This is a genomic window from Bacteroides sp. 4_1_36 (assembly GCF_003466325.1).
In the GTDB taxonomy this organism is placed as follows: Bacteria; Bacteroidota; Bacteroidia; order Bacteroidales; family Bacteroidaceae; genus Bacteroides; species Bacteroides uniformis.
This window is the reverse complement of the sequence record NZ_QSOX01000015.1, coordinates 96,174-108,852: the sequence shown is the minus strand read 5'-3', so window position 1 is coordinate 108,852 and position 12,679 is coordinate 96,174. Positions and strand designations below refer to the sequence as shown.

General features: G+C 46.4%; 8 protein-coding genes. 5 read left to right on the top strand and 3 right to left on the bottom strand.

Translation table 11 applies throughout. The features are described from left to right. Window positions 1–387 precede the first annotated feature (387 nt). Window positions 388–2,103 carry a DUF6377 domain-containing protein gene (locus DXD65_RS14465; RefSeq protein ID WP_057258903.1) on the bottom strand — a complete coding sequence of 572 codons (1,716 nt, stop codon included), beginning with the start codon at window positions 2,101–2,103 and terminating at the stop codon, window positions 388–390. A 439-nt stretch (window positions 2,104–2,542) separates the two neighbouring features. Here DXD65_RS14465 and DXD65_RS14460 point away from each other — a divergent pair, with 439 nt between their 5' ends. From DXD65_RS14460 to DXD65_RS14445, 4 genes are read left to right on the top strand one after another with little or no spacing between them, the layout of a single operon-like run. Beyond that, entirely contained in the window at window positions 2,543–5,458 is a 2,916-nt protein-coding gene (locus DXD65_RS14460) for a SusC/RagA family TonB-linked outer membrane protein (protein ID WP_369872094.1), read from the top strand. An 18-nt stretch (window positions 5,459–5,476) separates the two neighbouring features. Continuing rightward, window positions 5,477–7,009 (top strand): RagB/SusD family nutrient uptake outer membrane protein, encoded by a 1,533-nt coding sequence (locus DXD65_RS14455; protein ID WP_117887752.1) that lies wholly within the window; start codon window positions 5,477–5,479, stop codon window positions 7,007–7,009. A 31-nt stretch (window positions 7,010–7,040) separates the two neighbouring features. Further along, complete coding sequence (locus DXD65_RS14450; protein ID WP_117887751.1) at window positions 7,041–8,552, top strand: glycoside hydrolase family 30 protein; 1,512 nt, start codon at window positions 7,041–7,043, stop codon at window positions 8,550–8,552. 27 nt (window positions 8,553–8,579) lie between these two features. Continuing rightward, window positions 8,580–9,911 (top strand): DUF5125 domain-containing protein, encoded by a 1,332-nt coding sequence (locus DXD65_RS14445; RefSeq protein ID WP_005834880.1) that lies wholly within the window; start codon window positions 8,580–8,582, stop codon window positions 9,909–9,911. Window positions 9,912–10,004: 93 nt separating this feature from the next. Here DXD65_RS14445 and DXD65_RS14440 read toward each other — a convergent pair whose 3' ends face one another. Together DXD65_RS14440 and DXD65_RS14435 are read right to left on the bottom strand one after the other, a co-directional pair. After that, the gene (locus DXD65_RS14440; protein WP_005834878.1) at window positions 10,005–10,349 is read right to left on the bottom strand and encodes a hypothetical protein; all 345 of its coding nucleotides are present in this window, start codon (window positions 10,347–10,349) and stop codon (window positions 10,005–10,007) included. Beyond that, window positions 10,346–10,654 (bottom strand): FtsB family cell division protein, encoded by a 309-nt coding sequence (locus DXD65_RS14435; protein WP_005824736.1) that lies wholly within the window; start codon window positions 10,652–10,654, stop codon window positions 10,346–10,348. The genes DXD65_RS14440 and DXD65_RS14435 overlap by 4 nt, the downstream gene beginning before the upstream one ends. A gap of 142 nt (window positions 10,655–10,796) precedes the next feature. On the opposite strand from DXD65_RS14435, the gene DXD65_RS14430 reads away from it, so the two are divergent. Next, window positions 10,797–12,611 carry a DNA polymerase III subunit gamma/tau gene (locus tag DXD65_RS14430; RefSeq protein WP_008662950.1) on the top strand — a complete coding sequence of 605 codons (1,815 nt, stop codon included), beginning with the start codon at window positions 10,797–10,799 and terminating at the stop codon, window positions 12,609–12,611. The last annotated feature ends 68 nt before the right edge of the window (window positions 12,612–12,679 follow it).

The following is a 12,679-nucleotide window of genomic DNA, read 5'->3' as shown; positions in this document are numbered from 1 at the left end:
AAAGGGAAAGAAAGGCAGGAAGGAAGGGGACACATTATATATATACGCGCGCGCATCGGAATATAATAAGTTCACCCCTTGACATAGACCACAGAACGGCCGGCACCACGCTTGAGGAGCCCAAAGAGAACTGACAATAAACCTGCGAAAGGCTACATCCGGAAAGCCCGGATACTAAACGAGAACTACTGAACAACTTTTCTCACTACAGACATGTTTCTTTCTTACCACACCCGTGTTTCTTTCTTTCCACAGCTGTGGTAAGAAAAGAACATTGCTGTGGAAAGATTAGTTTTTAGAGAAAAACAAGGTAGTACATCGCAGTTTTTTTCCTAACTCTTAGGTGTCATCTACGCATCATACAGCGACAATCAGTAGAAGCCTTTATCAAATCCACTTCTGTGCCCTACCCAAAGAACGCACAACGGCAGCAAACTCTTCCCGAGGAATGATAGCCTTATTACGTGTTTTCAAACGATTATTATAAACGGTCTGAGGTGAATAATGCAAGAATTCGGCAATCTTCACACTATCAGTGATACCTAAACGCACCAAAGCATAAATGCGCAATTCCGTATTCAGTAACTCACCATCTTTTAGCACAATCTGCTCGTCAGGATGGAGCAAGGCATTGAAGTCACTTACAAAATCCGGATAAATGTGCAAGAAGATAGCATCAAAGTTATGATAGAACTCTTTCAACTCATTCTGTGCCATAGAATGAGTATCGGTTAATGCTTTCACATCCTCCAACTGGTTTGCCTTAAGCTTACGATTGATATTTTTCCGATACTCATCCAGCTTACTGATATAATTGGAACAAATGGAAAAGACATAACCTATGTATTCCTCCTTCACATAGTTGGATTCACGAAGCTGATTATTGGTATCCCTCAACTGTTCATTCAAAGAAGTAAGCTGTACATTCGTTTCTGCCACTTGTCCGTGCATTTTCGAAAGCTCTTCCACATGCTTATTCAAGCGGTTGTTTGCCTCATTCAGCTGTTGGCGCGACTGCTTCAACCGCTTCATCTGCTTGTATATATATAGGAAGGCAAACAAGGATATCAAGGACAAGACACTGACCAGTACCAAGTACATGCGCAACCGCGCTTCTTGCTTCTGATTACGTTCCTGATAGATCTGATGAATGGTGTCCTGCACCGCAGAGATGCCCACTACCCTCACCCGGTTCCGATATGCCAAGGCATTCTGTAAGCAGTAACTCATGTAGACATAGGCATGGTCAATATCACCCAAACTAAAAAGTACCCCCGCCAGCTCTTCCAACGAAGCAATATCTTTATTGGAGATACGTACATCGGCCATAGCAGAATATATCAGGTAAGTCAGATAATTTTCCTGCTCATCGGACTCGCGATAAAAACAGGCCAGCACGTAAGCATTCATGGCATCGCGCCGAGTGTCGAATGCAGAATTAAGAATTCCCTTCTGCAAACGTTCCTTAAAAACATACATACTGTCCGTACCTTGTACTACCTGCCCTTTATACCACAAGAACAAGGGGTCTTCAGGGGTAAGAACCATATTCAAAGAGTCCTTGTAAACACGCTCCAACTGTGCATAATGTTCATGCAAAGTACCCATTTCACTACCGGTATACTGATTGAAATGCGAATACAGGTACAGCATTTGCCCGTAATAGTCCACTAACAATTCTTTGGGGAGCGAACCGCCTGAAACTCCGCGCAATTCATCCTGAGCTTCTTTCAACAAACCGGTGGCAGCCAACAGAAAAGACTTTTTTATCTTCCACTCCATCTGCCGGTATTTATCATTCTGCTTATAAACTATATCCAAATTGTCTACCACATAATTCATTGCAGAATCGGCGTTATAGACGCAATACTCATCATAAAGATTTTTATTCAGCCAATATCTCTCTTCCAAAGTACGCACATCCTTTTGCAGCTTGTGCAACTGGGCAATCTTCGCCTCTTTAAGCATAGCAAACGTGTTTTTTTGCGCAATCAGAGAGTCAAGGCGCACCAGCAGTTCTTTTATCTTTTCACTGTAAGGTGCCGCATTCAGAAAGGTACACCCCATCAGTAAAAATAGTAAAGCTATGATTTTTCTTTTCATTTCTATTATTTATATAAAGCTGAGAGCACAAAGATAAATTAATCTATCTAAACATAAGCTACTTCTACCCTAAAAAGTACATGAAAGTTAAGAGGTATTTCGACCATTTACAGCGATAAAACAGCATATACAGACCTCCTTCCATAGTAGCTGACCTTTACTTTATACAGCAATCAGCAAGAATATAACTCGCTATATATATGACATTTACATTTTACTCCGACTTACTTCTACACATTACCCGCCTATCGGACGAATAAGGTTGTCCACTATCTTTGCAACAGAGAAAGAAAAGTGTACTATGGAAAACATCCAATCTCTATTAGAACATACTTTTCTAAAATAAATTAAATCTTTTAATTAAAGTACTATGAGAATGATTACAAGAAATCTTCTTACGCGGAGTTACAAGCTCCTTCTGACATTACTCGTACTGCTAATGTCAACAAATGCATTTGCCCAACGATTGACAGCTACGGGTAAAGTAGTAGATGCCGCAGGCCTGGAGGTCATTGGTGCATCTGTATTGGAAAAGGGAACAACCAACGGTGTTGTTACCAATCTGGATGGGGAGTTTTCCCTGAGTGTAGGACAGAATGCCACACTGGTAATATCCTTCATCGGCTACAAAACGATAGAGGTAAAAGCAGCCACCAACATGAATATCACATTGCAGGAAGACAACGAACTGCTGGACGAAGTGGTAGTTATCGGTTATGGAAGTGTGAAGCGTAAAGACGTAACCACTGCCGTATCTACGGTTTCTACAAAGGATTTGGACCAACGCCCCATTGTATCGGCAGCCCAAGCCCTACAAGGTAAAGCAGCCGGTGTGTCGGTTATGCAACCCAGCGGCGAACCGGGCGGAGGTATGAGTATCCGCGTACGTGGTACTACCTCGTTCAACGGTAGCAACGACCCGCTCTACGTAGTGGATGGTGTACCCGTGGATAACATTAACTTTCTCTCTCCCAACGACATTGAAAACCTCTCTATTCTGAAGGATGCCTCATCAGCAGCCATCTACGGTTCGCGCGCAGCCAACGGTGTGGTATTGATTACTACCAAGAGCGGCTCGGCAGGCAACGCCAAAGTAGCATTGAACGTACAATATGGCATGACAAAAGTAGGCAAGAGCATGGAAGCACTGAATACAGAACAGTACCGCGAATTGCAAGAAGAAATCGGGGCTGTAAATCCAACTGCTCTTGAAGGGCTGACCGACCAGACAGACTGGTTTGACGAGGTTTACAAGACCGGACAAACCCAGAATTACCAAGTGTCCGTATCAAACGGAAATGAAAAGATGAAATACTTCCTCTCTGCCGGTTATCTGGATGAAAAAGGTATTTTGGAAGGAACATACTTCAAGCGGTATAGCTTCCGCGCCAATATCGACAACCAAATACGCAGCTGGCTGAATGTAAGTGCCAATATCTCCTACTCCGACAACATCGGAAACACCGGCATCATCTCCGGTACGGGTGCCAACCGTGGTGGTGTAGTCCTCTCGGTCATCAACACTCCGACCTATGCTCCTATTTGGGATCCTGAAAAACCGAATCAATACAATAAGAACTTCTATGGAGTGAACATCATGAACCCGATGGAAAACCTGGCCCGCCAGAAAAACAACAAGAACAAGGAAAACCGCCTCATCGCATCCGGAGCCGCTACCATCAGCTTCCTGCCCAACCTAAAGTTGAAATCATCTGTAGCCCTGGACCGCCGTAACGGTGTAAGCACCACATTCCTCGATCCAATATCGACCACCGACGGACGCAACAGCTTCGGTACAGCCTCTGACAACCGGAATATGAATACCGTGTTGGTTTTCGATAATATATTGACTTACAATACCAATATCAAGAAGCACGGCATCGACGTAATGGCAGGTTCTTCCTATACCAAATCGGACTATACCAACAGCTGGATAAACGGCTCACATTTCCGGGACGATAAAATACAAACCCTGAACGCTGCCAATAAAATTTCATGGGACGGTACCGGAACAGGAGCTTCACAGTGGGCCATCTCTTCCTATTTCGCCCGTGTGTCCTACAACTATGACAGCAAGTACATGCTTACCATGAACATGCGTGCCGACGGTTCATCCAAGCTGCATCCCGACCATCGCTGGGGTATTTTCCCCTCCTTCTCGGCTGCATGGCGCATTTCGTCGGAAAAGTTCATGAAAGACATCGCTTGGATTGATGACTTGAAGCTCCGCGGTGGCTGGGGCCAGACCGGTAACCAAAGCGGTATAGGCGATTACTCGTATCTGCAACGTTACAACATCAACCGCATACCCTGGTTTGAAGAAGGTAACGACCATGCAGTTCCCGGTATCAGCCAGGCCAACCTGAGAACAAGTGACCTGAAATGGGAAACTACCAACCAGACGAACATCGGTCTTGACCTGACTGTACTGAACAACAGACTGACCTTCAGCATGGACTACTATTACAAGAAAACTACAGACATGTTGATGAATGTAAGTCTGCCTGCTGGTGCGGCAGCAACCACCAGCATCACCCGTAACGAAGGCGAGATGACCAACAAGGGATTCGAGTTCGCCATCAACTCCCATAACCTGACCGGCGAGTTTTCTTGGGATACAGACTTCAACATTTCTTTCAATAAGAACAAGCTGACCAAGCTGTCATTGCAGAAAATCTATACAGCAGCAAGCAGCGCCGAGGTGGTGAAAGAAAATATCGTACGCAATGAGCCCGGACGTCCTTTGGGTGGTTTCTACGGCTACATCAGCGACGGTGTAGACCCCGAAACCGGTAACCTGATTTATCGCGACCTTAACGAAGACGGCAAGATTTCCACTTCCGACCGTACCTATATCGGCGACCCGAATCCCGACTTCATCTACGGATTGACAAACACCTTTACATGGAAAGACCTCAGCCTGAGCATCTTCATCCAGGGAAGCTACGGAAACGACATCTTCAATGTGTCCCGTATGGAAACCGAAGGCATGTACGACGGCAAAAACCAGTCAACGGAAGTATTGAAACGCTGGAGAATTCCCGGACAGATTACGAATGTCCCGAAAGCCAACTTCAACATCAAGAACTCCACTTACTTTGTAGAAGACGGCAGCTACCTGCGTGTCAAAGACATTTCACTCTCTTACAACATCCGTTGCCGCCAGTTCAAGAAATGGGGTATCAGCCGCGTACAGCCCTATTTTACCGCCAGCAATTTGCTGACCTGGACCAGCTATTCAGGTATGGATCCTGAAGTGAACCAATATGGCAACAGCGGTTCTGTACAGGGCATCGACTATGGAACTTACCCGCAGAGCAAATCATTCGTTTTCGGTATCAATGTTGAATTCTAAAAAAGGAAGAAATAACTTATGAAACTAAACCATATATATATATATAAAAGTATAGCTTGCGGTGTATTGTTGGCAATGACCGCAACCTCATGTGACTTGGACTATAATCCGGTAGACACCTACTCGGATGTAACGGAAGGAGTGAACAAAACTGATGAAAAGCCTATTTTCAACAGTGTGCAAGACGTGGAAACTTCAATGGTAACCCTTCACAAAAAATTTCGTGACCAGCAGGAGCACTGGTATGTCGACAAACTGCTTATCGGTGACGCTCATTCCGATAATGCCTACGCCGGAACAACGGGGGCCGAAGTGGTGCCTTACGAAACCAACTCCATTGAAGGCTCTAATTCTGTACTAAAACGTGACTGGGACCGTTTCTTAGGCGACATTGCCGTTGCCAACCGCATCATCGTGGGCTGTGACCAGCTCAAGGCACTCAGTGAAAGTGAACGCGGCAAGTATCAGTCACAAGCCAAGATATTCCGTGCCATGGTCATGTTCGATATGGTACGCTTATGGGGTAACTTCCCGGTCATCACTACCGTGGGCGGTGACATTACCGAAGACAACGTAGAAGAAATGTACCCGACCTATTTTCCTCCACAGAATACGGCTGAAGAGGCTTACGCCCAAATAGAGAAAGACCTGACTGAAGCAGTGGAAAACCCCAACACACCGACAAACGACACATCAGACAAGAGCATACTTACCAAATCGGTGGCACGTGCCATGCTTGCCAAGGTCTATGCAGAAAAACCTCTGCGCGATTATGCAAAGGTTATCAAATATGCCGATGAACTTGCTGCCGACGGCTTCGACCTCGTGGAAGACTTCAGCGACCTTTGGGCGTATGATACGGAAAAAAAAGACTGCCGGGTACGCAATACCAAGGAGGCAATTCTCGAAGCCCACTTTCCTCCCGGCTCCGGCAACTGGTGTACTTGGATGTTCGGCCGTAACTTGAGCAACTGGGATGAAAGTTTCACCTGGGCCAAATGGATTACCCCTTCCCGTGACCTTATCCGCCTCTATGAAGAGCAAGGAGACACGAAACGTTACAATGAATCTGTTGTATGGTATGACTGCGGATGGAGCAACTATTATCCGGCAGACCATTATGCCTTCATGTACAAATGCCGCTCTGCGTTCAACAGCATTATCTATCTGCGATATGCCGATATCCTGCTCCTCAAAGCCGAAGCAAAAATTATGGGAGAGGCTCCCGACCTGAACGGTGCAGCCGACATCATCGACCGCATCCGCAACCGCGCCGGACTGGGCAAACTTCCACAAAGCACCCGCAGCAGTAAAGAAGCATTGCTCCAAGCTTATATGGACGAACGCCGCATGGAGCTTGCCTTTGAAGGACAGCGCTGGTACGACCTTTGCCGCCTCAATAAGGTAGAAGAAGTGATGAACGCCGTTTACGCCAAAGACAGCGGCCGCCATGCACAAGAAAATCTGTTCAATGAGAACTCCTATCTGCTGGCTATTCCCCAAGGAGCCATCGACCAGAACGAAAATCTGATACAGAACCCGGGCTATTAATACTAATGAGTAATATAAAAATCAATTGAATATGAATTTAAGAAATATATTCACTACCGCATTAGGCTGCTTCACCATACTGGCAGCCTGCGGCAATGACAATGACAGTAACATCACCCCTACACCGGAACCCAAGCCAGACCAACCCACGGAAGAGGCAAAGGATGTTACCCTCTATGTAACGAACACCAGTCGTACTTATGATTTGACAAGGTCCGGGCTGGCCTTCGGCACCGGAAGCAACATGTCACCTTCTACCGTGACACTCGACCCTGCCACCCGCTATCAGGAAATGGACGGTTTCGGTGCAGCCATCACCGGCTCTACCGGTTACAACCTGATGCAGATGACACAAGAGAACCGCACGAAGTTTCTGACTGAAACATTCTCGGACAAAGAAGGCTACGGCTTCAGCTATGTACGTATTGCCATCGGTTGTTCCGACTTCTCATTCAGTGAATTCACTTGCTGTGACGAAAAGGGACTTGAGCACTTTGCCCTTCCGATGGAAGACACCAAATATGTGATTCCTATATTGAAGGAAATTCTGGCAATCAATCCTGCCGTCAAAATAATTGCCGCTCCCTGGACATGTCCGAAGTGGATGAAAGTGAAAAGCCTGGAGGAACGTGTACCCTTTGACTCATGGACCAGCGGACACTTGAACCCCGAATATTACAGAACGTATGGCGACTATTTCGTAAAATGGATACAAGCTTTCGAAAAGGAAGGCATCAAAATCCACGCTGTGACTCCGCAGAACGAACCGCTGAACCACGGTAACTCAGCATCCTTGTTCATGGGATGGGAAGAAGCCCGTGACTTCATCAAGACCGGCCTGGGCCCTGCCTTCAAAGAAGCCGGAGTTACTACAAAGATTTATGTTTTCGACCATAACTACAACTACGACAATCTGGCCGACCAAAAAAGTTACCCTACCAAGATTTATGATGATGCGGAAGCCTCACAATACATTGCGGGCGCTGCCTACCATAATTATGGCGGTAACCGTTCTGAGTTGCTGAATATCCACAAACTCTATCCCAACAAGGAACTGCTTTTTACGGAAACCTCCATCGGTACTTGGAACTCCGGTCGCGATTTGGAAGCACGCCTGCTTAACGATATGGAAGAAATAGCATTGGGAACAGCCAACAACTGGTGCCGCGGCACCATTGTGTGGAATCTGATGTTAGACAGTGACCTGGGACCGGTAAGCCCCTCAGATGGTTCTTGCAAGACCTGCTACGGTGCAGTGGATATTGACAATACAAACTATTCTAAAATTGTCCGTAATTCCCATTATTACCTTATCGGGCACATGTCTTCAGTCGTGAAACCGGGAGCTGTACGTATCGGAACGACCGGTTACACAGCCAACGGAATCACCTACTCCGCCTTCGAGAATACGGACGGTACCTATGCATTCGTATTGGCAAACAACAATGCAGATGCCAAGCGAATCACCGTAAGCGACGGCACACACTACTTTTCCTACGAAGTTCCGGCCAAAGCAGTCGTTTCTTACCGTTGGAAAAAATAAAACTAATAATTTAAACAGAAGATTATAATGAAAAGCTTAAAATACTATCTAATGGCATTGGCAGGCATAGCCATGCTGAATGCTTGCAGCGATGACGATCCGGTTCCCGGCAACCCGACAATGGACTTTCAGGCAGAACCTTCTTCAGCCTTGTTCGGAGACAGTCTGCCTTTTACAATCAAGGCATCGGACGCAGATGTACCCCTTTCCACGTTAAAAGCGCGGTTATACTTCAGCGACGAAATGGTGTCAGAGACTATAATCCGTACAAAAGTAAACGGTCAAGACTATACCGGGAAAATATATGTTCCCTATCTGGCAAATATTCCCAACGGAACAGCTACATTGAAGTTCATTCTGCAGAACATCAATTTCACAATTACAGAGAAAAGCTATGACGTGGCGCTGAGTCGTCCGGACTTCCCCTACCTAACTCTGATTTCCGGAGACCAAGAATACCGCATGGAAAAAGTCGCAGCCAATCAGTATAGCGTGACCGGTGAATTTGCACAAAAAGTGAAAGGTTACATCAAAGCTCCTAAAGTAGGCGCCAACGGGAATGAAATCAACTTCGGATGGAGCAACGGTGCCATTACACAAGGTACCTCCAGTGAAATTACCTTCTCCAATCTGTCAGCTGGAGAATATTCCATCTCCTTCAATACGTTGACTTATGCAGCCGCTCCTTTCGTGAAACTACTGCTGAACGGTTCTGAAATGGAGATGGTGGATGATGACCATTACAGCATCGACCTCAATCTGAAGCAAGGGGACAACATCACTGCAGACATTCCCAACTTCGACCAATATTGGATAGACCCCGACTTCTTCGAAAAGAATGAAGACGGTTCGCTGAAGTTCCTGCCCATCGATGGAACTTATCGCGTCATTGCCAACCTGGCCCTGAATTATCTGGAAGTATTGAAAATGAACGGAACAAGCACCGCCACTCTGAACGATGACGGAACCGGCGCCCTTTGGATTATCGGTGACGGTATCGGTAAACCTTCCGTAGCGACCAATGCCGTAGGTTGGACTACAGAAAAAGGTCTCTGCATGTCACAGATTGAAGCGAAGAAGTATCAGGTAACAGTAGTAGCGGGAGAGCAAATCAAATCTGATGACATCAACTTCAAGTTCTTCCACCAGCAAGGTTGGGGAGGTGAATATAAAAACGATGCCTTGTCTACCACCAGTGACTTAGTATTTATAGGTGACGGTACCAACGGACGTGATGCCGGCAACTTGGGCCTCGTAGAAGGCAAAAGCCTGGAAAACGGTGTCGCTTACCGGTTCACAGTTGACGTAACGGCAGGTGTCTCTTCGGCAGTTCTGACAGTAGAAAAGGTAGAAAGATAGACGGATAACGCAGAAGATTAACTAAATGAGAAAGGGGCTGGCTCTATAAAAGAGTTCAGCCCCTCTTGTTTATGCAGAATATATGTTCCGGATTTAGCTTAAACCTTCTTTCGCCTCTTCTTGTGGAATACGTATCGAAGTGTAAAGCTCAAGAATGGCGGCTATCGTCAGAGACACAATCCATTCATTGCCCCTTGTAAAGAGCATGAATGCCCCCGTAAGCACCAGCAAAAGCGCACCGAATATTTGCTGTCGGCGCAGGCGTTTGACAGTGGGACTTTTACATTTGGACGGAGAATTAATTTGGGCCAAAGCAACCATCGTAGCGCCGATAGTATATATATAAGGTGAAAGAGGCCAGCCCGTGATATAAACGGCAGCTCCTGCCAAGAGCATCACGGCCCCTACTGCGAAAAGGGCGGGTATCAGTTGTTTCATTCTTCTATATCTTCTTCAAATACATAAATATCCTCATTGGGCTTTTTCATCAGATACTTCTCACGGGCAATCCGTTCGATGGCACCGGAGTCGACGGCAAGCTCATTGAGCCGTTCGGTATTCTCCTCGTATTCCTTGCGGTACTTTTCTATTTCATCGCGCAGACGGCTTTCTTCCCGGGCGTAACCCAAACGGCGTACAACACTGTTCTCATCCAGGAACCCGATAATTACAGCAAACAACGCAAGCGTAATCAGATATTTATGCTTGCGGACAAAAGACCAAAGAGAAGCAAGTTTATCCATCTCGTTATCTACTATTTAGCAATTTATCATTCATGATGGAGCTTGTCCATCATATGACTTCACGTCACAAAGATAAGAGGAATAACCGAAAGATTTCTTTTTTTTGTGTACATTTGCACAAAAAGCAAAGAATATCCCAAATATGGAAAACTATATCGTATCTGCACGGAAATATCGTCCCTCGACCTTTGAGTCCGTAGTAGGCCAACGTGCACTGACCACTACCTTGAAGAATGCCATTGCCACCGGAAAACTGGCGCATGCCTATCTTTTTTGCGGTCCAAGAGGCGTGGGAAAAACAACTTGTGCCCGTATCTTTGCTAAAACAATCAATTGCATGAGCCCCACAGCAGACGGTGAAGCATGTAACCAGTGTGAATCCTGTACTTCCTTCAATGAGCAGCGCTCCTACAATATCCATGAGCTGGATGCCGCCTCAAACAACTCTGTGGATGACATCCGCCAATTGGTGGAGCAGGTACGCATTCCACCTCAGATAGGCAAATACAAAGTATATATCATTGACGAGGTACATATGCTGTCCGCCTCGGCTTTCAATGCTTTCCTGAAAACACTGGAAGAGCCTCCACGCCATGCCATATTCATCCTTGCCACTACCGAGAAGCACAAGATATTGCCCACCATCCTTTCACGCTGCCAAATATATGATTTCAGCCGGATTGGTGTGGAAGATACCGTAGCACACCTCGCATATGTCGCCTCCAAAGAAGGTATCACTGCTGAACCGGAAGCGTTGAATGTCATTGCCCTCAAAGCAGACGGCGGTATGCGCGACGCACTATCCATCTTCGACCAGGTGGTAAGCTTCACCGGAGGACACATCACCTATAAGAGCGTGATTGAAAACCTCAATGTGCTGGACTATGAATACTACTTCAAACTAACCGGATTCTTTCTTGAGAACAAAATCAGTGACGCGTTGCTATTACTGAATGATGTGCTCAACAAAGGCTTCGACGGCAGCCACTTCATCACCGGACTTTCATCCCACCTGCGCGACTTGCTTGTCAGCAAAGACCCGGCGACACTGCCGTTGCTTGAAGTGGGCGCAAGCATCCGCGAACGTTACCAAGCACAAGCACAGCAATGCCCCCTCCCTTTTCTTTACCGTGCCATGAAGCTCTGCAACGATTGTGACCTGAACTACCGTGCCAGTAAAAACAAACGGCTACTGGTAGAGCTCACTCTGATACAAGTGGCACAACTGACCGCCGAGGAGGACGACGGTGCCAATGGGCGCAGCCCTAAACAAGCTATAAAACCCATATTCACGCAGCCTGCCGCCGCTCAGCAGCCACAGGCCACTGCTGCCATGCCCCAACAAACCGTACAGCCGGCAGTACAGACAAACAGCACTCCCCAACCTGCTGCCACGCAGCATAGTAATGCAACAACTCCACATGCCACACCTGCTGCCGTATTAATGGCGCAAGGGAGAGAAGAGAAAAAAATTCCGGTCATGAAAATGTCCGGATTAGGGGTCTCCATCAAACGCCCCCATATAGAAGAGGAACAAAGAAACCCTTCATCTAACCCTACTGCCGCCCACCAAGCAGCACAACCGGAAGAAGACTACATCTTCAATGAAAGGGATTTGAACTATTACTGGCAGGAGTATGCCGGACGTATGCCCAAGGAGCAAGTAGCCATTGCCAAGCGCATGCAGAACATGCGCATCACTTTAATAAATGACACAACTTTTGAGGCTGTGGTAGACAATGAAATCGTTGCCAAGGAATTTACCGGCATGATACCCACTCTGCAAAATTACCTACGTACCCGGCTAAAGAACCGCAAAGTCACCATGACTGTCCGGATTAGTGCTCCTACTGAAAAGGTACGTGCCTATGGACGCGTTGAAAAATTCCAAATGATGGCACAAAAGAACAGTGCACTATTACAACTAAAAGAAGAGTTTGGTTTGGAACTCTATTAATCCCTTCCAATCGCCTGCATAAAGTTGCTAACAAATTGAGTATAAAGGATAAAAAAAGCATCTATTTA